The sequence below is a fragment of the Tateyamaria sp. genome (genome assembly GCF_039945315.1).
GTDB lineage: Bacteria > Pseudomonadota > Alphaproteobacteria > Rhodobacterales > Rhodobacteraceae > Tateyamaria.
Window position 1 is genome coordinate 17,016 of the sequence record NZ_JBDUXB010000051.1, and the last position, 26,904, is coordinate 43,919.

The following is a 26,904-nucleotide window of genomic DNA, read 5'->3' on the forward strand; positions in this document are numbered from 1 at the left end:
ACCCCTGGACGCCGTCAGTTCCACGGCACTGCCTGTCCGGCCCGTCGCTGGGCACCAGAGGACTACTGCATTTGTCAAAAAGATCTTAACAGATTTTTATATCCGATGTTTGTACGAGCGCACCCACTTTAGCCCCCATGATGCTTCTTCACCCAGCCCAGAAACGCCTTGTCAGGACTGCGTAAGGCGGGCTGGCCGGACGCCGTCCAGACACCCAGCCAGTCGGCCTGCAGCGCATAGACGTCCATCCCCGGCGCAAGGCTGCGCGCCTGATCCATGGCTTGTGTACTAATTTGCGGCGCGCGGTCGGGCCGCTCAATCACCTCGCGCGGGCGGATCTCAATCAGATCACCGGGGACTTCGCTCGCACTGTAATCAGGCAGCCCATCGCGCGCGATGATGTCGCGCAGCATAGCGCGGAACACGCGGCGTGGGCTGGTGGACCCTGATTTCTTCAAGAGCGTGCCCACCGACACCCGCCACACCGGCTGGCGGCCACAGTGCTTGCGTGCCAGTTCATACATCCGCCGCTCCAGCGGGCGGCGCAAGGAAAAGTAATCTCTGTTCAGGGTTAAAACTGACTTACTCAGCACTGCGCGATAGAGCCATTCGGACAGCGTCACAGAAACCCGCACCATGCGCCCTGCCCGGCTCTGGCGCACAATCTCCCAGGCTTCGATCAGGCCAAAGCCGCTGGTGGTCTCAGCCTCGCCCGTGACGATATTGGTCGTGATGCGCGTGCCCACCAACCGTTCAAACGCATCGCGCAAACGGCGATAACCATCTCCAGAGGTCTCACGCCCCGTCGCCAGCAGCAAATCATGGGCGGTCAGCGTCAGATGGCGCGAGGTCGGCTTGCCCGCATTGATCGCCGCCATCAGTTGGGAGATGCAAAAGATCAGGATGTCTGCGTCAAAGATCGTCGCCCGCCCCTTCACGCTGGGGGTGATGCGGATATCGGTCCCGTTGTGGGTGTATTCCAAGATGCGCCGGTCCGGTCGGGTGGAGAGCGAAAACAGCGGGTGCTCCATTGTGGCCAGATCGTGCTTGGGCACCGCCGCAAAAAAATCGCAGACAAAAAAATCGCCCTGAGATGCCCCACCACCTTGCGCGGGTACAGCGCCGCTCATCGGAGCCACCATGATGTGATCATCTGCCTGTCCTCATCGTCCCCCATTTTAGCCATGCTCATCGTGCATCTGCACCACAGCGCGTCGGCATGACCGTGCGAAGGCACCGAATCTGGCTTCGGGGTTTCATTTACACCAAGGATAAGGCCTGTGGATAACTCCGTCCAGCAACAAGGCCCCTGCCATCGGGGTTTCAGAGTCGGTGCAGCGTGGGATCAGAGTCGCTCTTTCGGGGTTTCAGAGTCGGTAGTTCTCTGAAAAGATACCTCAAGTCTTTGAAAGAAAACGCAGAGTACGGACATCCAAAGTCATGTAACTAGTATATAACAAAAATTTAACTGAAAAGCGGGCGCGGGACGGCTCAAACCCCAGCTTTAAAAGGGCAAATGCCCCAATAAACCCACCAGTGATACTTAGACATAATAAAAATCTTCCCATGTATCACCATTCATGGCAGGATGGCTAAAACATGTGACATGGGCGATAACAGCCCAGTCCCGAGCATGAGGCGACAGTGTGGATAACCTTCCTCCCTATTTCAACATCTCCCCGGATCGCGCGCAAGCTGAGCTGGCCCCTCCGGTGCTCGCCGATAATCTGAGTGCAATTGCCAAAGCCTGCGCTAATGGCTGCAATGACCTCAAAAGCCGCGGGCTGGACGAGGCAGGGCAGCGCTCTTTGCGTCCCTTTTCAACATGGGAAATCACCAAATATCTGATCCCCATTGCCCCAGCCCATTTCCGCCGCGTGCTGCGCCAGAACCCTGATCTGCCGCAAGGCGTTAGCGAAACAGAAGGCGGCGCCAAATGGTTTACCCTGGACGAGGTGCTGACTTTGCGCGCCCATTTCGGACAGGAGGGATCAAAGGCCAAGGAATACCTGCCCTACCGCCCCAAGGGCCTGCCCGCCAAGGTGGTTGCCATCGCCAACTTCAAGGGCGGGGTGGGCAAGACCTCGACCTGCGCCCATCTGGCCATGTCCGCCGCTCTGGACGGCTACAAGGTGCTGGTGGTGGATCTGGACAGCCAAGGATCGATGTCGTCGATCTTTGGCGCGCGCATTGAGGATGAATGGGACACGGCCTTTCCTCTGATCGCACGGCATTACGCCCAGTATTTGCGCGGTGAAAACCAGCGCCGCATTGATCGGGGTGATCCTCCCCTGCCCTTTGATGACACCCTCACCGAGGCTTTGGGCATCAGCGCGGCTGATGTGATCAAGAAAACCCACTGGCCGAACATCGATCTGATCGGCGCACAGCTGAACCTCTATTGGTCCGAATTCCAGATCCCGGTCTGGCGCATGGCCGCGCGGGGCTGGAAGCTGTGGGATGCGCTTGGTGACGCCTTGGCCGAAAACGGGGTACTGGATGACTACGACCTCATCTTCGTCGATACTCCCCCTGCCCTTGGCTACCTCACCATCAATGGGCTGACGGCGGCGGATATCCTGCTGGTCCCGGTGGGCGCGTCTTTCATGGAATTCGACTCGACGGGGCGGTTTTTTGATATGCTGCACGCCACGTTTTCTTCGATCGAAGAGGGCGAGAACACCGCCGCCCGCGCTTTGGGCCGCCCCGAGATTGCCTTTGAATGGGACGCGGTGCAGACGATCATCACGCGCTTTGATGCCAGCCAGCAGACCGAACTAGCCAGCCTCATGCAAGCTTATATGGGCCGCACACTCAGCCCCTACCGGCAGGATTTTACTGCGCTGATCGGGCAAGCAGGCGAGAGTGTGAATGGGATCTACGAGGCCGATTACCGCGACTTCAACCGCGACACCTATGCCCGCGGACGCGCGACCTTTGACGAAACCTATGCAGGCTTCAAACGCCTGCTTTACGGCATCTGGCGGCGCGATGAGATGCGCGCGGAGGCAACAGCGGCGGAATGACGGTATACTTGCGCATGAGACCTGCACCAAAGCCCAGCATAGAGCCTGCTTTGGCACAGCGCCGCCCCAAGAAAGGAGCCTGATCATGGCCAAACGCAAACGGTTGAGCCCTGCCCCTGCCTTTGAAATCCCCGACCCTCTGGCAGGATCGGGAGAGCTGGAAACCAAGGCGATGAACGGCTGGGTCGGCACCCGCGCGCCGATTGCTGATGTAGCCGGTGATGCAGCGCGTCACGCAGCGTTGGAAGAGGTCAGCGCCGAGTTGCATAGCGCACGGGCAGAAGGGCGCATGGTGCTGCGTCTTCCTCTCGATGCGATCGAGGCCAACCATCTGGTGCGCGACCGGGTGGCGGTCGACGAGGATGACATGTTGAGCCTGACGGACAGCTTGCGCGACCGTGGCCAGCAAACTCCGATTGAAGTGGTGGACCTCGGGCAGGGGCGCTACGGCCTGATCTCTGGCTGGCGCCGCCTGATGGCCTTGCAGGCCCTGCAAGCCGAAGCCCCCGAGGACGCCCGCTTTGCCTACATACAAGCCCTCGTGCGCAGCCCCAACGGCGCCCCGGACGCCTACCGCGCCATGGTCGAAGAAAATGAGTTGCGCGCAAACCTCAGCTTCTACGAACGCGCCCGGATCGCGGTAAAAGCGGCAGAGGAGGGTGTGTATGAGAGCCCCAAACACGCCGTACAGAGCCTGTTTTTATCCGTGCGGCGCGCCAAGCGGTCGAAGATCCTGAGCTTTACAGAACTGGTGGAGTTGGACGATCAACTGTCTTTCCCAAGTGCTATTCCTGAGAAGTTGGGACTGGCGTTGGTGGGGGCGATGCGGGCGCAGCCAGCATTCAAAGTGAAGTTGATTGCGCACCTTGGTAAGGCGCGGCCTCTGGCAGATGCTGCTGCCGAGCGGGCTGTGTTGGAGCGTTGTATGCGCGCGCTGACGCAGGCGGCACCTTCTCCACCCTTGGAACGAATTGTGGAGGGAGTGGAATTGCGCGTACAAACCGGCAAAGCGACACTGTCCGGGCCAGGTGTCGATGACGCGTTGTTGGCGAACCTACGGGATTGGCTGCGCAGCAGGCACTGATGCTTCCTTCGCTTTTTCTTGAGTTGTGTTTACTGATGTTTCGCACGCGAAACATTTTTTGTTCCTACACCGCAAGTAAGCTAGGGTCAGGACTCATAGCCAGTAAATGACAAGTGCGGCCAGTGCGATGGCTGATAGGAAGACCTTTGGGCATCTGTCGTATCGGGTTGCAACGCGCCGCCAGTCCTTCAGCCTACCGAACATGAGCTCGATCCGGTTTCGGCGCTTGTAGCGACGCTTGTCGTACTTCACCGGCTTCTTCCGTTGTTTGCGGCCTGGAATGCAAGCGCGTATCCCTTTGTCTTTCAACGCTTCTCTGAACCAGTCAGCGTCATAACCCCGGTCGCCGAGTGGCCAATCCACATCTGGCAAGCTGCTCAATAATGCCCTTGCGCCAATGTAATCGCTCACCTGACCGGCGGTGACGAACAGGTTGAGAGGCCGGCCCTGGCTGTCGCAGATGGCGTGCAACTTGGTATTCATGCCACCTTTGGTCCGACCGATTAGGCGTCCACGCCCCCCTTTTTTACGCCCATGCTGGTCGCTGTCCGGTGGGCCTTGAGATAGGTTGCGTCGATCATCACGGTCTTCTCTTCGCCGTGGCTGGCCGCCAGACTGACCATCATCTGCGCAAAGATGCCTTTATCGCTCCAGCGCTTCCAACGGTTGTAGAGCGTCTTGTGAGGACCGTACTCCCTCGGCGCATCACGCCACCGTAAACCATTGTGATTGATGAAGATAATCCCACTCAGCACACGTCGATCATCAACGCGTTGTTTGCCGTGGGACTTTGGAAAATAGGGCCTCAAACGCGCCATCTGCGCATCGCTCAACCAGAAAAGATCAGACATGTCACCGCTCGTTTTTCCAACGGTGAATCATGCAGCTTCCCGGAAATCAATGGGTCCTGACCCTAGAGCGCGCAGGCAAGTGCTGCTCTGGCGTGATTATCACCTAAAACGTGTTTTTCGACTATCCCGGCACATCCCGCATATTGCAGACAGGGATGGGCTACTCTTATGTGGAGGCGTATGCGTAGCTGACCTGGTGCATAAAGCACTGCCATTTGCAATTTTGGGTTACATCAGAAAGCGGCCGTTTGATCTGGCTTACAGCCCCGCGGCCTTGGTCAGGTTCACCCGGAACCGGTCGCGGCGGCGTTGATACCGCCGGGTCATCTCGGCGGAGGCATGTCCGAGCTGCTTTTGGACATATCGCTCATCAACTTCGGCGGAAGAGGCCAGCCCTGCACGCAACGAGTGACCGGAAAACAGCGCGAGGCGGTCTTTTTCGGGCAGGTCGGCGCGGATGCCGCTCTTGAGCACGGTTTCTTTGATCAGGCGGGCCACGTGTTTGTCCGAAAGGCGGGTATCAAGGGCGTGTCTGCCGTCCCGCGACGTCCGGACGAAGACCGGGCCGAAGTCGATCTTGGCAAAGTGCAGCCATTGCTCGAGCGCATGGACTGGGCAGGTCTGGTCTGAGGATCCGCGGCCGATCTCCACCTCGCGCCAGCCGGTCTTGGCATTCAGCCTCAACACCAAGCCGTCGTCATGGGTCTCAATCCAGCCACCTGAATCAATCGTATCGTCCTTGCCCACGTCCAGGCTGACGAGTTCCGAGCGTCTAAGGCCCCCAGCATAGCCTACGAGCAGGATCGCCCTGTCCCTAAGTCCGCGCAGTTCGAAACCAAGTGTGGCGGCCATGGCGCGGATGCCCTCGGCCTGGATCGCTTCCTTCTGAACTGGTGGACGTGCGTGTTTGCGTTTGATCCCGGCCAGAACGGTGGCGATGTGACGATCCTTGCGGTCAAGCGAGAACCCGCGTTGTGCGTAGTTCCAGGCGAGACCGGAAAGCCGGCGGTCGATGGTCGAAACCGATAGGGGTCGGCACGCCGACTGCGAAAGGGAGGAGCCCGCGCCGCTGGCTAGGTCCGCGAGATAAAGCCCGATCATCTCGGGCGAGGGGGGCAGGGGGTCGGTGCCCTTTAAACGGCACCAGCGCGCAAAGTGTTTCCAGTCGGCTGCGTAGGCCTTGTTGGTGTTCTCGGTTGTCGAAGCCTTCGCATAGTCACGGGCGGTCTCGACGAGCCGATCAAGCGTGTCGGAGCCGGCCAGGCCTGCGCGGCCCGCGACATGGGCGGGCAGGGCAAGTGCCTTGTCTCTCTCGTCTCCGTCGTTCTGTTGGTTTGTTTTATGTGTCTTTCGGGACATGCGGGGTCGAGCAAAGCGAGAGGCCGGGTGTTTTCTGGTCACTTGCCAACAAACGACGTCGCTGCGCTACGTTCGTTGTATAAGAGTTCGTTGGCCGCGATTTCGGGGCGTCTGGGGGCTGGTTTTGGGGCGTGTTGTCCATGTTTCCGAGCCTATCCCACTTATGTCCGATAATGCAAACTTATTGGACATTGCGGGCAGCGACAAGGAAGGGCGGTTATCTCGCCATTTACTGGCAGAAAGCGCCGCACGAGTGTAGGCTCTGAGCATGACATCTGCCTGGCCGGATCACATCAGCGATATGGACACACTACCCCGGATGCCTGCCTGGGTCACCTCCGCACGCGCTAAAACCCTTGAAGATGGTACGTTTTTGTCGGGTGCGGCGCTGAACCACCTGCATCTTGTGGTGGGGCGGAAGGAGGTGCCCCAAGCCTTGTTGTGGGACAGGCTGGCATTGCGCGCGGCGGAGGCTTGTGTGGCGTTTTCGGGCCGCCCGGAGCGGGCCGAGGAATTGCGCGACGGTGTGCACCTTCTGCGTCCGTGCGACCTGCCAGGACCGGTGGGCGAAACCTACCTTGCCTGGCGGCGCGCAGTGGAGCGGCCGGTGACTTTCAAGGCTCTGGGTCGGGCTTTGCCGACTCTTGAGCCGGGTCAGATCGCGACATGGCTCGATGCGGGGCGGGGGGCGCCCGTCGCCCGTGCGGTCAAGGTGCTCGAGGCGGTGGTGACAGAGGCGCCGCATGCCGAAGTTCCGGCACTGATCCTCGCCGATGCCGCTATCGCTCAGGCGCTCGGTTGGGATCATCTCGTGCCGCTGCTGGCCCCGGGCCTGAAACGCGCTGACCTGCGCAAGGATGGGGAGGACTTGCGCTTGGCCTGTCATCGCGCGCTCATTTCGTCGGTGGTTGAAGCTGTGCGCCTGGCTGCAGATCTCGCGCGGCGGGCCGTGCATTTGAAAACGGTGGCTCCGAAACTGCGCGCCAAGCGGGCGGGCGACGCGGTCGAGATGTTCCTAACCCGCGATGCCGTGACGCCTTCGGCCTTGCCTTTGCCGGATCGCGCCGCGCGGAGGCTCTGCGACCGGCTGGTCGAACTCGGCGTCGTGCGCGAGTTGACCGGGCGCGACACCTTCCGGCTTTACGGGGTGTAGGGATGGCGAAGGATCGTTCTGAACCAGAGCTTGACCGCGAGTTGCCCGACCTAGCTCCAGAGCTGCGTTGGCGGGAATGGATGCGCCGGATCGAGGCAGCCCTGTTCGCCTCTGCCGCGCCCGTGCCGCGCGAGGATCTGGCCCGCGTGGTGGGGCAGGGGGCCGCGGTTGATCTGCTGGTCGAGGACCTTGTTGCCGATCTTGAAGGGCGGGCCTTCGAGATAGCCCAGGTCGCCGGTGGCTGGATGTTTCGGACGCGACCCGCCTACGCCCCCGCAATCCGCGCTGTGGCGGATGTCGGGGACCAGTTGCTGGACCTGAGCGAGTTCGATGTCACGGTGCTGGCCGCTATCGCCTACCATCAGCCGATCACACGGGAGCGGCTAAAGGACATTTTTGACAAGGAGATCAGCCGTGACCTGATCGGACGGCTGCATGCGCGCGGCTTGATCGGAACCGGACCGCGATCCCCGCGACGTGGCGCGCCTTACACTTACGTTACAACGCAGCGGTTCCTCGTGGCCTTTGATCTGAAGTCGCTCCAGGACCTGCCGGATCGAGAACAGCTGGAAGATGCGGGTCTGGCGGAGGGAGTGAAGTTTGGAGGAGGCCTTGGACGGTTCTATCGTTGAAACTTTTTGACTGCTACTCATGCGGCAACTGCACGGGTCTGGGCTGCCAGAGAGTAGCACAGAATGAGTCGTCAACACTCGGCTTCGATTTCGTTTTTTCCTGCGCCAATTTGAATCAGGTGTGTCAAATCAGCCAGATCTGTGGGGCTGGGTAGGGGCAACGCATTTAATTCGCTTGCTGAGACAGAGTTACGCACCGTTGCCACATCCTCGAGACTGGCAACTGCAGCTATCGCTTCAAAGCCAGTTCAGAAGCCGCGAAGAAAACATCAAAGGAGGCCACCATATTGAACAAAGTATAGCCGCTGATACATAATTAGAGGCGGGTTAAATCTCGGTGACAATACCGGGCCAGTTCTCAATGAAATTCAACAGGGATCGACTAGAAGTCGGTGGGTTTGCTCCAAAGAGCAAATACTAAATTCTGCGTCCTCCCCCGATTACTTCGCATAAAAGAAACCAAAAACTTGAGGTCTGTACCCAAAAATATTGGCCTCCGACATAACCAAAAAGTTCCAACTCGAAACCATTTCCCACAGACGCTGGCAAGTCACTACAGAGGTGGATTGAACCGCGTCGCGCGTCTTGCAAAGCTTGCCGGTGTGCAGGCGCAGATCGGATACAAGATGAAACCCGGCCAATACACCTGCTGGCGTAGCAACACATGCTTGCAAGTGTAAGAGGAGAGACTGGGGAGTTTGTTGTCGCCTACGATTTCAGAGCTGGGAAGCTCCAATTCTGGATCGGGATGTGTTGCCAAGTGAGTGTGGACCGTGTGGTACTACTCAAGAAATGTGACTTCTCTTTGGGCGGGCTGGTAAATTCGTTAGGCTATAGGCGCAAGTCGCTACTGCTTTTGGAAAAGACGCTTTTCATATCATAGAAAACATGTACGGATTTGCCATAGGCACGTATGTCCGCGGCATACATGCTGCGGAATTGTGTGTGTGGGACTGCTAAAAGGATACCATCGTATCTTCCTGTCTCTGGACGCGCGCATAAGCTGAGGCCGTGTTGATCGTATGTGGCTGTAGCGTCGGCGTTTGGGTCATATACGTCTACTGCCAACCCATACTCTTCAAACGCATGCACTACGTCGACCACTTTGCTGTTGCGCACATCAGGACAGTTTTCCTTGAACGTGATACCGAGGATCAGAACATGTGCACCAGCCATGTTGATACCTTTGTGTAGCATCGCCTTGACCATCTGGCTGGCGACATAGCCGCTCATTCTGTCATTGATCCGCCGTCCGGCCAGAATGATTTCGGGGTGGTGGCCTATCTCTTGTGCCTTATGGGTCAGGTAGTAGGGATCGACCCCGATGCAGTGCCCGCCAACAAGGCCGGGTCGGAATGGCAGGAAATTCCATTTGGTGCCGGCGGTCTGCAGGACGGCTTCGGTGTCCAGACCAAGCTTGTTGAAGATCACGGCTAGTTCGTTGATCAGTGCGATATTGAGGTCGCGTTGGGTGTTCTCGATGACTTTCGCGGCTTCGGCTACGCGAATGCTGTTGGCTTTGTAAGTGCCAGCGGTGATGATCTCCGCATAGAGCGCCTCGATCAGTGCTGTGGCCTCTGGAGTGGAACCCGAGACCACCTTGCAGATCGAGGCAAGCTGATGAACTTTGTCGCCGGGGTTGATGCGTTCAGGGCTGTAGCCGACAAAGAAATCTCGGTTCAGTTTCAACCCAGACCGCTGTTCGAGGATGGGCACGCAGACCTCTTCTGTCGCTCCTGGAAAGACGGTGGATTCGTAGATCACCAGATCTCCGTGTCGAAGCACATCGGCCACAGTTTCAGAGGAACGCAAAAGTGGTGAGAGGTCTGGTCGCTTATGCGCATCAATTGGTGTGGGGACTGCGATGATATAGGTGTTGCAGGCGGCAAGGTCCTCTACCTGATCTGAAAAGGTCAGGTGGTGAGCCGCTAACAGTTCATCGGGGGCCATTTCTTGGGTGGCGTCGTCGCCTCTGCGCAGCTGCTCAATGCGTGCTGTGTTGATATCAAAGCCAAGGGTTGGACGTTTTGCGCCGAATGCTGCTGCCAACGGTAATCCGACATATCCCAATCCGATCACCGCGACGTTCAACGCGTCTGGTCTATGCAGTATCATCGTTCTTGCCCGTTATTTCTCGTAATAGTCTCTGAACCAGGCCACGAATTGTGCGATGCCTGTGCGGATGTCAGTCTGTGGGCGATAACCTGTCAAATTGTACAGCAATTCGGCGCTGGCCCAGGTCGCAGGGACATCGCCTGGTTGAATATCCATGTAGGTGCGCTGTGCTTTGCGCCCAAGGCAGGTTTCGATCGCATCTACAAAATCGAGCAACCGGACTTTGTCAGAGTTGCCGATATTGACCACCCGGTAGGGCGCCACAGGTGATAGGCTGTCGTCCGTCGCAATCGCGTCCGTAGAAGCGGGCCGTTCGGGCACTGCGTCGATCAATAGCCGGATGCCGTGTACAAGATCCTCTACATAGGTGAAATCCCGGTACATCTCACCATGGTTATAGATCTCAATGGGCTGGTCTTTGAGGATCGCGTCAACGAATTTAAACAGGGCCATGTCAGGCCGGCCCCAAGGGCCATAGACCGTGAAGAAGCGGAACATCGTTATAGGCAGATCCCACAAGTGCGCATAGGAATGGGCCATGCTTTCATTGGCCTTCTTGGTTGCGGCATAAATCGTCAGCGGTGTGTCGGCCTTGTCCGTCTCGGCAAACGGCATTGTCTGGTTGGCCCCATAGACGGACGAGGTCGATGCCATGAGCAAATGTTGCACCTTGAGTTGACGGGCGACTTCGATGACGTTGAAGGAGCCGACAATGTTGCTGTCGATATAAGAACGTGGGTTTTCCAAGCTGTAGCGGACCCCGGCTTGAGCTGCCAGATGGATGATGACATCCGGAGCAAAGGCCTCTGTCACGGCCTCCAGGCGCTTGGAATCTTCCAGCCGGGCGGTCGTCATCGAAAACGTTGGGTTTTGCAATAATATCCCGTGACGGCGCTGTTTCAGGGCCACGTCGTAGTAATCTGTCATCCCGTCATAGCCATGCACGACAAAGCCTTCAGCCAGAAGCAGTTTAGCGAGGTGAAAGCCGATGAATCCGGCGGTTCCGGTCACAAAAACTCGTTTTGGGTGGTCATCCTGTTGCATCGCTCGGCTCACATTTATTCATTCAGACTCTGTCGAGTCGTGGCATGGGTATTGCAGCAACAGAGGATTTGCACGAAAAAGCTAGCGCTTGGACACCATGGCAGTCGCCATCAGTTGGGCGTCTCCGAAGTAATGTTTCCTGAAGCTATGAGCAACGTGTTTGCCGCGCCGGATCTGTTGCGTGATCTTGATGAAACACAAGATCAATTTTTTGGATTCCGCCCTGGGGCTTCAAAGCTATGCGAAGGTGGCAGGAAATAGGGTGGCTTTCTTCGCATTGAATGGGGGGTGCCGGATCAATCAGTGTCGGCCGTCTCGAGGAGCCGATCCGTGATAAACAATGCGATAACTCCCCCCGCGATATACCCGCCCAGATGGGTCTGCCAGGCCAATAGTCCGTCCTCGATGATCAGCATCGCGATGTTGAGAAGGACAAGGGCTGCCGTGATCCCAAGGGCTTTGTCGTATTTGCCGGTGCGCACGTAGTCGAGCATCACAAGCGCCCCCATCAATCCAAATATCGCTCCCGAGGCTCCCACCATGGGGGTCGGATCATTTGCCATGGCCACGAACACGATCCCACCGCCAAGCACCGACCCAACCCAGAGCAGCAGAAACCCTAGCTGCCCGATGCGCGTCACCAGACCGGGCCCGATCCACAGAAGCACGGCCATGTTGCCTAACAGGTGCAACACCCCCGCATGCAGCAGCGAATAGCTCAAGAACATCGTCCAGGGCTGGGCGGCGTAGTTGGGTTGCCAGTCTCGCATCAGACCTGGCCAGCAGGCTCCGTATTGCAGCACAAGCGCGCGCCAGCGTGCCGATCCGATCAGCCCGATGTCCGCCGCCGCCACAATCAGCTCCAGCCCGCAGGTCAGCGCCATCAGCACAGCAATCACAACACCGGGCCAGGGGATGGCCAGCCAGGGGGCAGAGGGTGGGGTAGGGGGCGTCATAGCTCATGAGTGGCGGACGCCTGACAGCGCTGCAAGTAAATTGCGTTAGATGTCTTTGCCTGGGGCTCAGGAGGTCTGTCTTGAGCGTCACAACGGGGAGAGGTGAGACTGGCAGGAAATAGGGCGTGTATTTGCAGTATTGGCGAGAGCGGCGCAGCAAGGATGCGTTTTGCGCGGCACAGGTTGGATACGGCCTGTCAGAGCCGGCGCGTGTCACGGTATCCAGTTGAAACTTCTTTGTAGACCTACAAAAATTGTGGTGCGGCGACGGTCTTCGCCATCGTCCTCGGTCGAATAGGCATGCGAAATCCCGCTGACGAGCCCCCAGTCGCGGGTCAGGTCGTGACGGTAGTCGAGGCTGATATCAATACGCTGCCCGTCATCGTCCGCTACACTGAGATCATTGCGATCTAAGAAAGTAACGCTGACCCCATAGCTTGACTGGCTATTGATCTGTTGATCATAGCCTGCCCGCAGGCTGGTATTGATCCGCTCATTATTATCATTGTCTATGACCACCCGCTGCGCCACACCGAAGGTCAAGGCAGCCGTGGGTAGTTCGTGCCGGTAGCTGATATTCACCAGCGGGTTGTTACCAATCGTATCGGCCCCCGTCACCCCAAGTTCCACCGAGAGGTCACCGCGGGGCAATTCTACATCCCTCGTGACACTCAAATAGGATCGTCGCCCGTCGTCATTGCTGGTGATGTCGGAGGAGAACTGCAACCCGACCGATCCGTTCGTCATAGTGCGGATCAGCCCCAGATCGACGCTGAGACCCTCGTCAGTGCCTATCTCGTCGCCACTGCGTTCGACCCGGTCATAGCTCAGCCCCACATCCGCTGTCAGGATGGGATTGATCTCAAGCGCGGTGGAAACGCCCAGGCCCGTGGTCTTGCGGTTGGTTCCGTTTCCCTGCGCGTCGAAATCGAAGTATTTTCCGGTCAGGCTGGTGGTGATCCGCGGCGTGATGCGGAAATCGACCTGTCCCTGAAAATCACTATTGCTTTGATCCGTCAGATCCGGATCGTTTATGTCTCTGTACCTGATCTCGCTGTAATTCCAGCTGAAACTGGCACCGATCGGCGCCTCGCGGCCCACAGCACCTTCAAGCCCGAAGCGGTAAGTTTCACGCGTACCGCTGTCCTGATTGATGACATTGCCATCAATATCGAAATCATCGAAAAATGACGAACTGGTGTCTGACTCACGGTATTCAGCACTGATCCCGATAAGCGCATTGCGCGTGTCGCGGTCGTAGCTGAGGCTGACGAAGGAGTTCGTCACATTGATGCCAGAGCGGTCGTCGCGGCCTTCCTCGATATCTGTGCCGAGGTTCAGCGCAAATCGCTGAAGGTTGGTGACGCTTTCTAGCCCGAAGCCGAGGATCGTGCGCCCAAAGAAATCCGAATTGCCGTCGACATCGAAATCCGGGTTGTCGCTGAATTCCAGGCGCTGGGTTATATCAAGACGCGCGGTCAGACCGGGCGGCGTCTCTTGCGCACGGATATCACCGCCAATGACGCATAGCAGAGCGAGCGCGCCAGCCCCCTGACGCGCGTAAATGTATCTACGCCTGTGCGAATGCCTGTTATTCGAACAGTCGCCGTTCCGGTACCAGAATGACATCTCCGTCCCTTAGCACGATATCGTTTGTCACGGCCCCGTTGGCCAGGGCTTTATAGTTAAGAATTGTGACGCGTTGCACGCCATCCGCTCCGGTGCGGCGCAGCTGGATGCGCTTGATCGCAGCAAACCTTGTAACCCCACCACTGATTGCAACGGCTTGCAAAAGCGTTGTCCCCGGCTTGATCTCGACGAGGCCAGAGTTGTTGACCTCACCTACGAAATAGACATCGATGGTCGCCGATTTAGACTCGACCGGCGCACTCGGGGGTGCGACCTGCTGGAGGGCCACAAAGACGCTGGGTGGTGCGGCAAAGTTTGGGGCCAGTTTGGCCACCAAGAGACCCTGCACCGCAGCCACCGTCTTGCCCTGCGCAAGGATCGTACCTGCCAGGGGAAAACTGATGCGTCCGCCTGGGTCCACGAGAACGGAGCGGTTCAGGGCCTCGTCCTCGAGCACTTCGATGCTGAGCACATCCCCCGGCGCGATCCGGTAGCCTTCTTGCGCTGCGGCCGCCACGGGCAGCACAAGCAACAGGGACAAAAACCAGGAAAAGATGCGGGTGCGGTGTATCATGTCATCGCCTTCTTGATCTTATACTTATGAGCCACCCTAGGCGGCGGGTCGTTTCCAAATCTGATACCACAGGTGGTTGCACGGGCACAGCAATCTTGGCAGGTGATGGCCCAAGTTTTGGGCCTATGCTGCGAATGAGCAACGCTGTGGGTGGGGCAGGGCGCGTGTTACTGGCCCTTGAGCGTGGTGAGCGTTTCACGGGCCACCTGCATCTGAGGCAGTGTGGTGTCGGGCCCTGCAATCTCGATGGCGCGGGTCAGGGCTGCTGTGGCCTCTTTGGACCGCTCAAGAGCGACATAGGTCATGCCCAGATGGTACTGCACAAGTGCATTCTCCGGCAGGCCTGCGGCGGCGGGTTCCATATATTTCAACGCCTCTTCGAAATTGCCCTGTCTGTAGGCGATCCAGCCATAGGTGTCCTGAAATGCGGCGATTTCGGTGCCGCGCAGGCGGCGGGCCACGGCTGCGGCGCGCTCCAGCGTTTCTTCGTCATCTCGGAATGTGCTCAGCAAGCTGGCAAGGTTGTTGGCGATGGTCACATTGCTGGAATTGAGATCATAGAGCTGTTCGTAGATCGCGATCGCGCCTTCCACGTCGCCTTCCTGTTCCAGATCGGCAGCGCGGTAGAGCAACAGGCGCGTGGCGTCCGGCAAGGCCTCAAGACTGCTGGCCAGCAGTGCCTTGGCCTCCTCCGTCTTGCCGGCGCGGCGCAGCTGCAAATAAAGCTGGTTGATCGGGTTTATGGCGTTCGGGAATTCGTCGACGATGGCGCGCAGTTCGGCTTCGGATGCGTTCTCATTGCCTTCGGACAATAGCAACGCAGCATTCATCATGCGCAGGCTGGGATCTTCGGGGGTCGCTTCCATCTGTTCATCCAGATAGGCGCGGGCTTCGTCCAGCTTGCCGGCACGCAGTTGTGTTTGCAGCACCGCAAAGACGGCGCCTGCCTCACCAGAGGTTTCGGCCTGCTGTTGGAGCAGTTCCAGCCCCTCGTCGAGGCGATCCTGGCTGAGCAGGGTGGCGGTGCGCAAGCTTTGCAGCAGTTCAGGCGCGCGGGGCTGGTCCTGAAGCTTTTCCAGGTCGGCCATGATGCCGCGCACCACGCCAATGGCATTGTCCGCCAGCGCCAGACGCGCGGCCTGAGCCAGAATGTCGAGGTTTTCGGGGGTTGCATTGCGCGCATCCGCCAGCACCGAGCGGGCTGCCGCCTCGCGGCCCTGACGGACAAGGAAATCGGCATAAAGCAGGGATTCGCGCGCTGCAGAGCCTGATACCTCGACAGCCGTCGCCAGCCGTTCGCCCTGCAACTGGGTGTTGCCGTTGCGCTCGTGCGCGGCCGCAAGCAGCAGGATGATCGAGGTATCGCGCGGGCTTTGGTCAAGCGCGCGGCGCAGATCAAGGATGGCATCGCCTGCCTGATCGCCGTCGATCAGCATCTGGGCGCGCAGTTTCAGAGCGGTGACGTTAGAGGCATCCTCGGTTAGGATCTCTTCGGCCATTGCGCGTGCGCCCACCTGATTGCCTGTGGCCAGCAGCATTGTGGCCAATGTGCCCTTGATCCTGCGGGTCTGATCGCTTGGCTCGGCACCTTCAACGAGGGCCGTCAAATCGGCGATGGCCTGATCGCGGTTGCCGTCGTTAAAGTCATATCCGGCGATCAGAGCGCGGTAAAAAGCACGGTTATCGGCATTTTCACTGTTGGCATCTGCCAGACGTTCAATCTCGGCGCGGGCGGCATCGCGCCCTTGCGTCTGTTCCAGCAGTTGGATCACAGGCACGAAGCCTTCGGGGGTGGCGGTGTCATCCCCTGCCAACTCGCGCAAAAAGTTCTCGGCGCCTGCAAAATCCTGACGCTGGATGTAATAGGAAATCAGCGATTGCTGGACTTCGGTGTTCTCGGGGAACTGCGTGTACATCTGGCGCAGCAGGTCACCGATCTCATCGGCTTCTCCAAGGGCGTTCAGGGCCTGAATTTTGATGGCGTAATATGTGAGGTCCGTGGGGTCATAGGCGATGGCCGCATCAATATCGGGCAGGGCTGCCGCGGGGTTGTTCTGGGTCATGGCATGGGCGATTAGCACGCGCAGGCTGCGGATGTCATTCGGGTCAGCCTCGACCAGTTCGCGGGCTTCGATGGCCAGCGCACTCTGGGCTTGTACGTCTTCATCGAGGCTGGCCTGCCGGTAATCGAGCGAGACACGCACCGTGTCTGTGCCGTCTGCATCCGGGTCCAGTTCAAGCGCGCGGCGACCATGGCGTTCGGCCTCTTCCCATCGCTGGCCGTCAATCGCTATTTCAGCGAGGGCCAGGCGGGCATCGGCCAGTTCGGGATATTGTTCGACCAGACGCAGATATTGGCCAAAGGCGCCAGAGACGTTGCCATTTGCGCGCAGGATCTCTGCAAGCTGGCGGCGTGCGTCCTGATGTTCGCCATTGTAGTTGAACACGTTGCGGAACTCGACAGCTGCCCGGTCTGGGTCGTCCTCGGCCAGCAGCGCAAGGCCGGATTGATAGAAGGCCTCGGCCTTTTCCTCGGCACTGTCACAGGCGGCAAGGAAAATCAGAGCAGAGACGGCGCATGCGGTCAGAATACGTTTAAACATAACTCACCTGTTACATCGCAAGAGCGATCAAAACAAAGGCAAAAGGGTGTAAATTGCACGGCCTCGTCAAAAAATATGAGGCCGCGTAATCTTGGGTCGCCCGGTTCTGGATTAGTAGCCGGTACCCCGCAGTACGACGCGGATTGTTGCCAAGAGAACCTTGATATCGGTCAACAGCGACAGGCGCGCATTATAGTGGCTATCATGAAAGGCACGCTCGGAAAAGGACGCATTGTTGCGGTCCGTGATTTGCCAAAAACCGGTGATGCCGGGGCGCAGGTCGTAATAATCGTCACCTGGATAAAGCATGCGCTGATCAACCATCATAGGGCGCGGGCCTACGAGGCTCATATCGCCCTTCAACACATTGAAAAGCTGTGGTAATTCATCAATGGACGACTTGCGCAGGATTTGCCCGACCGGGGTAACGCGGGGGTCATGCAGCAGTTTTTGCTTGCTGTCCCATTCGGCGCGCATGACCGGATTAGTATCCAGATAGGAGTGCAGTTTGGCATCTGCGTCACACACCATCGAGCGCAGCTTCCACATGCGGAACACACGCCCGTTCTTGCCTATCCTGTCCTGGGCATAAAACGGCTTGCCACCGTTGCACGCGACAATCAGGGCCAGCGCCATGACGACTGGAAGGACGATAGGGGCGCTCAGTACGATCAGGGTCATATCCAGCACCCGCTTGAAAAAGCTGCGGTAGAGGCCAGTTTTTGGTTGAGCTGCGAGAGTTGGCTTTGTGTAAAGCACGTCCGCGGATTTCAGCGTATCGGTTAAATATACATCTTGGGCAGTCATTAAAACATCCGTTCGCTTCGATTTCGGTGCCCACACATGTCCGGCAGATCGGATTTCTTGTGTGGCGGTTGATCGAAGCTTGAATAGAGAGTTACTAGGTTCAAAGTGCACTCGGTTACATTACTATTTTACAGCCAAAGCCGCGATTTACATTAGAAACGGGGTATCCATTTCATAGCAGGGACGCTATTTAATTTCTATGGAATTTTCGTGCCCAGCGTGAGGTTTATTTGTATTTAGAGATAATTTTTTTAAAAGTTCGCCCTTGAGTTGAGATCTCAAGAATTCATTGTGCAAAATTTGGGATCAAAGCGGGTTAAGGTCCAAAAATTGTCCAAATCGAAGGCTAGGTATATGCCGTGTGATTCTGGACGCAGCTTGCTGAAATAAACGGCAAGGCCTATAGGCGCTGTGTCAGCTATCCTATATAGATGATGTGCTTGGTGGCTGGGGCGCATCATTGGTGATGGTGCGATGCGTGTTAGGTACAGACAGCAGGTGTTATGAATACGTTGGAGATATATACCAGTCATTTCGGCATGCGCGAGCGCCCGTTCACGCTTGTCCCGGATCCGGATTTCCTGTTCTGGAGCCCGGCCCACAAGCGCGCTTTTTCGATCCTTGAATATGGTATCGTCACCCGTGCGCCCATCACTCTGATCACAGGTGAAGTGGGTGCGGGCAAAACCACGTTAGTACAACATCTCCTTCAATCCATTGAGGAGGGCGTGACCATTGGCCTTGTGTCCAACGCGCAAGGAGACCGGGGCGAATTGCTGCGATGGGTGATGTCTGCCTTTGGGCAGAGTACCGAAGGGACGACGGATTATGTAGATCTCTTTGCCCGCTTTCAGACCTATTTGATCGAACAATACGCCGCCGGAAAACGCGCCATTGCCATCATTGATGAGGCGCAGAATATGAGTCGTGAAAATCTTGAAGAGCTGCGTATGTTCACCAATATCAACTCCAACAAGGATGAGTTGTTCCAGATCATTCTGGTGGGCCAGCCCGAGTTGCGCGACATCGTAATGCGTCCCGACCTGTCTCAGTTTGCTCAGCGGGTGTCGGCCCATTTCCATCTGGGTCCGATGGATGCAGACACCGTACGGGCCTATATCCAGCATCGCCTTGTGAAGGCGGGTGGAAGGCACGATATCTTTGATACGGATGCCTGCGGACTGGTGCATCAGCATTCTGGGGGCGTGCCGCGGCTTGTAAACCAGTTGGCAGACCTGTGTATGGTCTATGCCTTTGCCAATGAGGATCTGACGGTGACGGCGGAAACGGTGCAACAGGTGCTGGGTGATGGTGCATTTTTTGCAGGCAGTCTGGGAACTGATCCTCTACGTTTGGTCAGCCCAGTGACAGGAAAACCCTGATGCTTGATCTTGGTTTCTACTTTGCGCTGTTCATGCGCCGCTTGCCCTATTTCCTGATATTTGTTGTCGCTGGAACGGCCATGGGCGTGTCGCTGGCCCTGACCCTGCCGCCCAGCTACACGGCCGAGGCCCGGCTGGTGGTGGAATCCGAACAGATCCCGGACGAGCTTGCCGCCTCGACCGTGCGCACCGAGGCCAGTGAGCAGTTGCAGATCATCCAGCAGCGTATCCTGACCCGCGACACGCTTCTGGACATGGCCAACCGCCTCAACATCTACGGCCCACGCACTGCGGGAGAAAGTTTGCGCCCCGATCAGATCGTTTCGGATTTGCGTAGTCGGATCCGGATCCGAACCACTGGGGGGAGAGGAGCTGCGACGTTGGTCAATATCAGTTTCAGCGCCACTTCACCCAATCTGGCAGCACAGGTCACTAACGAGGTTGTGACCGCAATGCTGGAGGAAAACGTGCGGATGCGTACTGGGGTGTCAGGGCAGACGCTGGAATTCTTTGAGCAGGAAGTAGAGCGTTTGGATCAGGAATTGGCCAACCGTGGCTCCCAGATCATTGCCTTTCAGGAGGCCAACAAGGGCGCCTTGCCTAACAGTTTGGAATTTCGGCGCAGCCAGCTTACGGCGGCCCAAGAACGTCTGTTGCAATTGGCCCGCGAGGAAGCTGCCTTAAGTGAACGGCGTGCTGGTCTGGAAGCGCTTTATGAGGCCACTGGAAATGTGACCGGGCTGACCGAGCAGGCAGCCCGGGGGCCCGTCAGCCCGTCAGAGGCCCGTCTGCGCCAGTTGCGTGAGCGGTACTCGTCCTCTGTGGCAGTGCTTGCCTTAGACAATCCGCGCAACCGTGTCCTGAAACAGCAGATCGATGCGTTGGAAAAGATCGTCGCAGAAGAACAGAAAGCAGCGCTGCAGGCCCAGACTAATGGCGAGGTCAGCACTGAAACGGGCAGCCCCCTGTCTCTTTATGATATCCAGATCGCAGATCTGGACAATCAGTTAGCGTTTCTGGCCAATCGCCGTGCGGAAATCGAAGCAGAAATGGAAGTGCTGAGCGCAAGCATCGATGCCACGCCAGCCAACACCATCGCACTGAACACGCTGGAACGCGATTACGCTGCCGCCCGGGTACAATATGATCAGGCGGTGGTGAATCGAGGCCGTGCCGAAACCGGCGACATCATCGAAGCGCTATCCAAGGGCGAACGTATTTCTGTCATTGAACAGGCCGTCCCGCCCGCTGAGCCTACCAGCCCAGACCGCCCCAAACTGGCCATTGCCGGGGTGGTAGGCGGCGTGATGTTGGGCTTTGGGGTCATTGCTCTGCTGGAGCTTCTCAACACCTCCATCCGGCGTCCCAAGGACATTATCGACAAACTGGAGGTGACCCCTTTTGGTGTGCTGCCCTTCATCCGTACGCGCCGCGACCGTATCCGTCGCCGTCTCATCCTGACGGTTGTTCTCGGGGGCATTGCGGGCGTGATCGTGGGCGGATTGTGGGCGGTGGATACATATGTGATGCCGCTGGACCTTGTCCTCAAGAAGATCACAGACCGGTTGCCGAACTCGGTGTCCGACCTGCTCGGTTAGTGCAAAGGGAGCGAAAAGCGTTTCATGGAAAAAATTCAATCCGCTATCGCTAAGGCCCGCGCGCAGCGTGGCGGTCAAACCGAGGTGTCGACGCAGCACCAGCCGCTACCCGAACAGATGACTGAACCTGCCGCACATCCGAACGCTCATGACAGCGATGCGGCCTGGGATGCCTTGCCTACAGCCGATGTGTCCCTGCGCCGCCTGCGCACGCAGCGTATCGTCACGCTGGACCGCAATCGCGAGGCGACCGAGTTCGACAAGCTGCGCACGCGGATGTTGCAGCAGATGCAGGCTAACAACTGGCGCCGTGTCGCGATCACATCGCCCGGACCCAGTAGCGGCAAAAGCACGATTGTCCTCAACCTTGGTTTCAGCCTGTCACGTCAGAGCCGCAGCCGGACCCTGATCCTCGAGGCAGATTTGCGCAGACCCAGTTTACGCAAGATCTGCGGACTCAAGACGGACCGTGATTTTGTCGAGGTGGTGAACGGTAATGCGCCCTTTGCTGATCACGGGCTGCGCGTGCGCCCCAATCTGTCGATCGGCGCGGCACAAAGCCCGGTGATGATGCCCGCCGAATTGTTGCAGGACCCCAAGTTGGGCGCGATCCTTAACGATATCGAGGCTACGTATGATCCCACGGTGATGATGTTCGACATGCCCCCTTTTCAGGTGGGCGATGACATGATGGCTTTTGCCGACAAGGTGGATTGCGTGATGATCGTGGCGGCTGCGGAAAAGACCAAGATGCCCGAACTGGATGCCTGCGAGCGCGAGATCGCAAACGTGACCAACGTGCTGGGCATTGTGCTGAACAAGTGCCGCTATGAAACGTCAGAGACGTCTTATGAGTATTACGGGTGATGTCCAGCCCGTCCGGTTCGGATCACTCCGGGATGAACCGCGGCAGGAATTTGTTCATTTCGAGAAAGACGGATTTCAGCCTCTCTTCAGCCTCTTCTTCTGTTTCGCTGGGCAGCACCGTAGTCATAAGACGCACCATTGCACCATCCGTGCGTCCTTGTGTAATGCCGTTCCATAGCAGCCAGAACTTGGCTGCGATATCCCAAGCGATATGACGGCCTTGCTGTTCAAACCAGTAATATCCTATCATGCGTATCTGTCCTTTTTGGATCACGGCACGGTTCAATTGGAATTCTTCTGGCAGACCGAGTTCAGCAGCAATATCGATACGTTCCAACCAGGCAATTTCCCAACCCGCACCGGGCAGGCATACTTCAGGTGAGTGGGTGCCACCATCCGACTGGTCGTCGTACCATGCCATGAATAGGCTAACAGGAGCTTCCGCGGTTTTGCTGATCAACTGGACGGAGTGATAATCATCTGCCCCCAGAGTAATCTCGACGCTACTCTCGAGCGGGATGTTGGGAGAAGAATTCCATTCACCCAATGTGCGCGGAAAGATCGCGAAGGGGTCACGCGCCACGTCGACCTGTGCGACTTCGGGCTTGGCATGCCATGCTACGACACTGCCTACGGTGACCAGACTACAGATGATCAGTGCGCGCGAGGGCTGTATCAGTGTCAGGCGCATCGCTTGGGTGCCCAGACCGGACGTATTCAGATCCAGCGCGTCTGGCAGGGACATACGCTCGGGTTGAAAGCGCAGCATCACCCAAGCCAGCATGAACAAGAGTATGATGCAGATCATGAAAATCACCCAGCCTTCAAAGAAGTGGGTGAACCCTTCCAGATGATCAATGCCCCAATGCTGTGCGATCCAACCCGCTATTGCGATGCGCACCGAATTCATGACCACCGTGATCGGGGCTGCGGCCAGCAAGAGCACGGCCTTGTGCCACATCGGGCCGCGATAAAGGACGGCAAAGATATATGAAAAAGACAGGATCGGGAACAGGTAGTTCAGGCCAGAACAAGCCTCGGCGACGTGCAACTTGAGAGCGCCCAGATCAATGATGTTGCCTTCGAGATAGACGGGCACGTTGATCTGCTGCAACAGCCAAACCCCAAATTCGGAGGAGACCATCTGCAGCCATGTCGACAGCTTGTAATAGATCACACCCGGCAACGGCAGCATATAAACAAGGTGTAATACGGGTGGCCAGAAATGCTTGCCCACGCGCCACCCAAACGAGATCAGCAGAACCGCACCCACCCAAAGGATCAGGGCATAGGCGACAAGATCGTCAATCTTGCTGAGCTTGCCCATGAGGGCCAAGAGTAGTGAAAATGCCAGAAGCCACAAACCGGGTGTCCGGTCGGGCACATTCCCATATTGCACGGGCACATCTTTGAGTTGGCGCAGGAATAGAAAGGCCGACAAGACGGGGATCAGGGGGCCGTGGCTGTATTCAGGCAGTTGCCAAGCCAGCAGCAGGGCCTCAAAACCCTCCCAATAGAACACGACAGCCGAGATCGTGGCGATGAGTAACCAGAACAGCCCCAGATTTAAAAAGGAGGAAAGCGAACGGTTGTCTTGGCTCAAATACGTCATGGGTCAATACGGACCTTGCTAATCACGGATGTCGGTTACGGTGGTACGTTAGGCAGGTGCTCCTGTCATTATAGCAACAAGCATGGCAAAGACAGGAAAACCGTGCGATTAGAATATGACATTTTCGCAGGCTCCCGCAGGGCGGGTATATTTATGCCCTGAGCCTAGACCTTATCGATCCTAGCGGTACAATAATACCCTGATTTCCTGTCTAGGTGCGGCCTGAATCAGGCCGCTTCGCTTTCAGAATCCTCTTCCAGCAGTTCAGCTTGGTCCGTATCGCTGTGGGTTCCTTGACCGTCTGTCAACACGGCCCACAAATCCGCAGCATCCGCTGGTGCGGCACCACCGTCATCCACAATATCGATCATGGTTTGCCCACTGCCCTCCCCGAGGGCTGAGACACTGAATGTGATAGTATCGCTGTCGTAGTCTACCGTCAGCCTGGCATCTTGATCATCTGCAAGGCCAATGAACTCGACTTCGTCAAAGCCGCCTACAATCTCATCTGCCGCGATCAGCGTTTGTTCCAATGCGGCACCCTGAAGTGCGGTGAAGTCGATGCTCAGAAGGCCTCCGTTCGCAGCGACCGTTGAAGCGACGTCTGGGGTGTCTTCGTCATAGTGGCCCGAGCGGAATTCCGTGATGGCGCTGAAGCCTTCGGAATCTGCTACAAACTCAATGCGTGCCCCGGTTTCCACCTCAAGTGTCGCTGCGGCACCTGTATCACCATCAAAACCGACATCTGCATCGCTGCCTGAAATTGTGATGATGCTATCATCTGTTAGAGTCAGTTCTGCACCAGCCTCAGCGAGGATCGCCTGTGCGTTGTCGGACACATCAAGATCAATCAGGCCATCAATTGTACCGGTGTTTGCAAAGCGCCCCCCGGCCACATCGATTTCCAGCAGGTCCGTATCCATATACCCGTTGATCCAGAGCTGTCCAGCATTGTCGATATTGAACACGCTGCCGTCGAAATCTGCCGAAACAGTGCCCTCCACCTCTAGGTACCCATGGGTGAGGGTCAATTTCCCGCCCGCTCCAAAATCGAGATCCTCGATATTTGTGGTGCCACCATAAATTACCCAGTTCCCGCTCAGATCGACGCTGTCCCCTGTGGCTGTGCCCGGCAAATCCTCGGTGTCCCAGTTCAACCGGTTGTCCCAGCGGATTCCGTCGCCGACGTCATTGGGAACAAAGCGCAAGGTGGCGCTGTCGTCACGTGGACCTTCGCCCTCGGACACGACGCCGAAACCTTCTTGAAAATAACGAATGATGACATCTGCATCCACCAGGTCGGGCAAACCGTCTGTGGACTGTGCCCGTAGAAAATCTGCGAGATCCGCAAGCTCTGCATCCGGCAAAGACAGCAGGTCGGCAGTGAAGTTTTCGATTGTGGTCTGATCCAGTGTCGCGGGGTCGAGCCCGTCAATATTCTCATCTTCTGAATTGTTCCGGCCGTTGTCGAATGCCCAGTTATATATAACTGTGTCGTTGAAGGCGAAGTCTTGCGTGTCTCTGTTGGTGATCGCCTGTGTTTGCTGCTCATCATCGTAGTTTTCATTGAACTCGGGGTTGGTCCCCGGTTCAATGAGGTGTGTGATAATGTTGTCGACCAGAGCTGTCTGGTTGCCGGTGTTGACCAGGCCCCACGTGGTGGCTCCTTCGAATGTGTACACGAGATTGAATCCGCCAGATGTGATCACATTCCCATTGTAAAGTGTGTATTCTCCGGTTTGGACGTCCGAGCCGTCGATGTCACGGCCACCCAGAGAATTGACCCCTACATTGCTGCCGGCAAAGACGTTGTCTTCGATAAAGCCGCCGGGTCTGACCTGCGCCCCAAAGGAGGAGCCGCGCAGGCTGATGTTGTCGCGCAATGTGACATCGCCTGCGCCCCGGTTGATATAGACGTTATGATTGAGCAGGCTGGGTGCCTGTCCTGCATCGGCGCTGGCGTAATAGTCGTAATCCAGTTCGAACCCGTTGACATCAAAGAAGTTGTTTTCCAGCAAAACCCCTTGCGCATTGTTTACAAAAAGCCCAGAAACCCGATCCGGGTATGGTTCCCACTCATCGCCCCCATCTGTGGGTTCTTCGGTATGTGTATCGGTGATTTTCGAGTCCCTGAGCGTAACAGTGCCCTGATGCTGAAACGATATCTCTTCCCCGTTGTTGTCAATGCCGTCGAGGATATAGTTTCCTCCGTTCAGGGTTTGGAACTTATCACCCAAAGAAATGTCGCGTATGACGATATTGGCGCTGTCTTGTTGATAGATCGTTAGTTGACCGTTCAAAACGGGCAGTGTTCCTTCGCCATAGGAACCGACATAGAGTGGATGCAGTTCGCTTTCGCCCTCCGCACCGCCACCAATCAGGCGGCCGACCTCGTATTCATAGCCTTTTTCGAACAACAGCCAGTGCGATCCCGGTGTAGCGTCATCACCGGTGATCTCTTCCCACAGCACCTGCCCTGCCTCGTCATCAAGGGCCGTGTCCTGTGTGCGGCCATAAATACTGTCCGCAAGCCACTCGCCATCGATTTCAGACAGATCCAGATTCTCCAACGCGGCTATCTCTTCGCGTGACAACGCAAGATCGTTTCCGGACACATGTACCATGCGATGATTATCGCCATGCTCAATGACCAACTCGCCCGCATCATCGGTCTGCAGCATATAGAAATCGCCTGCGCCCCAACCGTCCTGTTGCGATGACTCAGTTACATTGACCGTTGTGGCGACTGTTTCGAGGGATCCATCGGTGCGAGTAATCTCATAGCTGAACTCAAGTGTCCCGGTGAAATCCTTTACATCTGGGTGGCTCAGCACGAGTGCCAGTGTATTGTCTGGATTGACCGTTACATTGCCAACTTCCGGCCCATCGGCGATCCGTACAGACGCAATGTCCTGGCTCTCACCGACACTCAATGTCGCGACGCGCCCGCCTTCTACATCAATGGTACCACCGGGACCAACAGGGGTTGGCGTGGGCTCCGGCTCGGGCGTGGGCTCCGGCTGCGGCGCCGGCTGATTTTCATCCGGAAAAATGGCAACAGCATCATCTGTGCCCTGACGCTCAGAAGATGCCACGGCACCAGAACTGGAAAAATTCCCAAAGCACATCAGGACGTCCTCATCTCAAAGCGGACGAAGTGTTCGCCCGAAATCATATATTGCTTCGGGTCGCGGAACTCGAAGCCCATGAAGCGCAGCCACCGCCGAGCCATGTCGTTTTCGCGATGCACGAAGTTCCAGAGGTATTCAAAACCCTCAGTGAGCCTACGCAGCTCTTTCGAGCCATGGGCCAGGAAGGCTCGGCGCACGTCTGGGCGGTCGATGGCGTCTGTCGCCAAAAGCCATGGCGTAGCTTCGGTTTCGGAGCCGTTGTGCGGCACAATGGCCCAACACGCGACCATGTCGCCATTGAAAAAGCCCGCCCGTCCGCGAAAGCTTTTGCGGCCTGCGGCCATAAGGATCTCGTCCAACGGGCCGTTGGGGGCGACCGCGCGCACTTCCAACAGGTCCATAGGGCGTAAGCGTCCGGCTAGATGCCGCAGATCGTCATCCTCAAGCGGGCGGATTTCAACACTCATTTTAGGGCGCCTGC

The 26,904-nt window shown here is 57.3% G+C and carries 20 protein-coding genes and 1 pseudogene; 8 read left to right on the forward strand and 13 right to left on the reverse strand.

Features of this window, described 5'->3' with window-relative positions; genetic code table 11:
* Window positions 1-128: 128 nt before the first annotated feature.
* A complete protein-coding gene (locus tag ABJD00_RS15845; RefSeq protein WP_413849767.1) occupies window positions 129-1,130 on the reverse strand; it encodes a replication initiator protein A in 1,002 nt (333 codons plus the stop codon).
* Window positions 1,131-1,646: 516 nt separating this feature from the next.
* Between ABJD00_RS15845 and ABJD00_RS15850 the strand changes: the two genes are divergently transcribed.
* Entirely contained in the window at window positions 1,647-3,026 is a 1,380-nt protein-coding gene (locus ABJD00_RS15850) for an AAA family ATPase (RefSeq protein ID WP_413849768.1), read from the forward strand.
* Window positions 3,027-3,111: 85 nt separating this feature from the next.
* Window positions 3,112-4,110: a ParB/RepB/Spo0J family partition protein gene (locus tag ABJD00_RS15855; RefSeq protein WP_413849769.1), complete on the forward strand. Its 999-nt coding sequence runs from the start codon at window positions 3,112-3,114 to the stop codon at window positions 4,108-4,110.
* Between the two features lie 93 nt (window positions 4,111-4,203).
* On the opposite strand, the gene ABJD00_RS15860 is transcribed toward ABJD00_RS15855, so the two are convergent.
* Window positions 4,204-4,961 (reverse strand): IS5 family transposase gene (locus ABJD00_RS15860; protein ID WP_413849770.1). Its coding sequence is split into 2 segments (ribosomal slippage): window positions 4,204-4,640 and window positions 4,640-4,961, totalling 759 coding nucleotides; the frame shifts between segments, so codons are not numbered across the junction.
* A gap of 258 nt (window positions 4,962-5,219) precedes the next feature.
* Complete coding sequence (locus ABJD00_RS15865; protein WP_413849772.1) at window positions 5,220-6,320, reverse strand: tyrosine-type recombinase/integrase; 1,101 nt, start codon at window positions 6,318-6,320, stop codon at window positions 5,220-5,222.
* Window positions 6,321-6,588: 268 nt separating this feature from the next.
* Between ABJD00_RS15865 and ABJD00_RS15870 the strand changes: the two genes are divergently transcribed.
* The 3 genes and pseudogenes from ABJD00_RS15870 to ABJD00_RS15880 all read left to right on the forward strand — a co-directional run.
* The gene (locus tag ABJD00_RS15870; RefSeq protein WP_413849773.1) at window positions 6,589-7,473 is read left to right on the forward strand and encodes a DUF1403 family protein; all 885 of its coding nucleotides are present in this window, start codon (window positions 6,589-6,591) and stop codon (window positions 7,471-7,473) included.
* A 2-nt stretch (window positions 7,474-7,475) separates the two neighbouring features.
* On the forward strand, window positions 7,476-8,105 hold the full coding sequence (gene scpB, locus ABJD00_RS15875) for an SMC-Scp complex subunit ScpB (RefSeq protein WP_413849775.1): 630 nt from the start codon (window positions 7,476-7,478) through the stop codon (window positions 8,103-8,105).
* A 182-nt stretch (window positions 8,106-8,287) separates the two neighbouring features.
* Window positions 8,288-8,407, forward strand: a pseudogene (locus ABJD00_RS15880) (ATP-binding protein); the annotation flags it as partial.
* 529 nt (window positions 8,408-8,936) lie between these two features.
* Here ABJD00_RS15880 and ABJD00_RS15885 read toward each other — a convergent pair.
* The 7 genes from ABJD00_RS15885 to ABJD00_RS15915 all read right to left on the reverse strand — a co-directional run bounded on the left by ABJD00_RS15885 (window position 8,937) and on the right by ABJD00_RS15915 (window position 17,833).
* The gene (locus ABJD00_RS15885) at window positions 8,937-10,220 is read right to left on the reverse strand and encodes a nucleotide sugar dehydrogenase (protein ID WP_348420305.1); all 1,284 of its coding nucleotides are present in this window, start codon (window positions 10,218-10,220) and stop codon (window positions 8,937-8,939) included.
* A 12-nt stretch (window positions 10,221-10,232) separates the two neighbouring features.
* The gene (locus tag ABJD00_RS15890) at window positions 10,233-11,264 is read right to left on the reverse strand and encodes an NAD-dependent epimerase/dehydratase family protein (RefSeq protein ID WP_348420306.1); all 1,032 of its coding nucleotides are present in this window, start codon (window positions 11,262-11,264) and stop codon (window positions 10,233-10,235) included.
* 296 nt (window positions 11,265-11,560) lie between these two features.
* A complete protein-coding gene (locus tag ABJD00_RS15895) occupies window positions 11,561-12,220 on the reverse strand; it encodes a rhomboid family intramembrane serine protease (protein ID WP_413849778.1) in 660 nt (219 codons plus the stop codon).
* A 213-nt stretch (window positions 12,221-12,433) separates the two neighbouring features.
* The gene (locus ABJD00_RS15900; protein ID WP_348420308.1) at window positions 12,434-13,849 is read right to left on the reverse strand and encodes a hypothetical protein; all 1,416 of its coding nucleotides are present in this window, start codon (window positions 13,847-13,849) and stop codon (window positions 12,434-12,436) included.
* Window positions 13,812-14,423 (reverse strand): polysaccharide biosynthesis/export family protein, encoded by a 612-nt coding sequence (locus ABJD00_RS15905; protein WP_348420309.1) that lies wholly within the window; start codon window positions 14,421-14,423, stop codon window positions 13,812-13,814. The genes ABJD00_RS15900 and ABJD00_RS15905 overlap by 38 nt, the downstream gene beginning before the upstream one ends.
* Before the next feature lie 167 nt (window positions 14,424-14,590).
* The gene (locus tag ABJD00_RS15910) at window positions 14,591-17,026 is read right to left on the reverse strand and encodes a tetratricopeptide repeat protein (protein ID WP_348420310.1); all 2,436 of its coding nucleotides are present in this window, start codon (window positions 17,024-17,026) and stop codon (window positions 14,591-14,593) included.
* A 111-nt stretch (window positions 17,027-17,137) separates the two neighbouring features.
* Window positions 17,138-17,833: a sugar transferase gene (locus ABJD00_RS15915; protein ID WP_348420311.1), complete on the reverse strand. Its 696-nt coding sequence runs from the start codon at window positions 17,831-17,833 to the stop codon at window positions 17,138-17,140.
* Window positions 17,834-18,336: 503 nt separating this feature from the next.
* Between ABJD00_RS15915 and ABJD00_RS15920 the strand changes: the two genes are divergently transcribed.
* The 3 genes from ABJD00_RS15920 to ABJD00_RS15930 are packed head-to-tail and all read left to right on the forward strand — an operon-like array spanning window position 18,337 to window position 21,680.
* Window positions 18,337-19,215 carry an ExeA family protein gene (locus ABJD00_RS15920; RefSeq protein WP_348420312.1) on the forward strand — a complete coding sequence of 293 codons (879 nt, stop codon included), beginning with the start codon at window positions 18,337-18,339 and terminating at the stop codon, window positions 19,213-19,215.
* Window positions 19,215-20,813, forward strand: coding sequence for a GumC family protein (locus ABJD00_RS15925; protein WP_413853657.1), 1,599 nt, complete (start codon window positions 19,215-19,217; stop codon window positions 20,811-20,813). Before ABJD00_RS15920 ends, ABJD00_RS15925 begins: the two co-directional genes overlap by 1 nt.
* 24 nt (window positions 20,814-20,837) lie before the next feature.
* Window positions 20,838-21,680 carry a CpsD/CapB family tyrosine-protein kinase gene (locus tag ABJD00_RS15930; RefSeq protein ID WP_348420433.1) on the forward strand — a complete coding sequence of 281 codons (843 nt, stop codon included), beginning with the start codon at window positions 20,838-20,840 and terminating at the stop codon, window positions 21,678-21,680.
* A 22-nt stretch (window positions 21,681-21,702) separates the two neighbouring features.
* Here the strand turns inward: ABJD00_RS15930 and xrtD are convergent, their stop codons facing one another.
* The 3 genes from xrtD to ABJD00_RS15945 form a co-directional block, all read right to left on the reverse strand.
* Window positions 21,703-23,292 (reverse strand): VPLPA-CTERM-specific exosortase XrtD, encoded by a 1,590-nt coding sequence (gene xrtD, locus ABJD00_RS15935; protein WP_348420430.1) that lies wholly within the window; start codon window positions 23,290-23,292, stop codon window positions 21,703-21,705.
* A gap of 227 nt (window positions 23,293-23,519) precedes the next feature.
* Window positions 23,520-26,420, reverse strand: a complete 2,901-nt coding sequence (locus tag ABJD00_RS15940) for a hypothetical protein (RefSeq protein ID WP_348420427.1) — start codon at window positions 26,418-26,420, stop codon at window positions 23,520-23,522.
* Complete coding sequence (locus ABJD00_RS15945) at window positions 26,420-26,890, reverse strand: hypothetical protein (protein WP_348420424.1); 471 nt, start codon at window positions 26,888-26,890, stop codon at window positions 26,420-26,422. Before ABJD00_RS15945 ends, ABJD00_RS15940 begins: the two co-directional genes overlap by 1 nt.
* Window positions 26,891-26,904 lie beyond the last annotated feature (14 nt).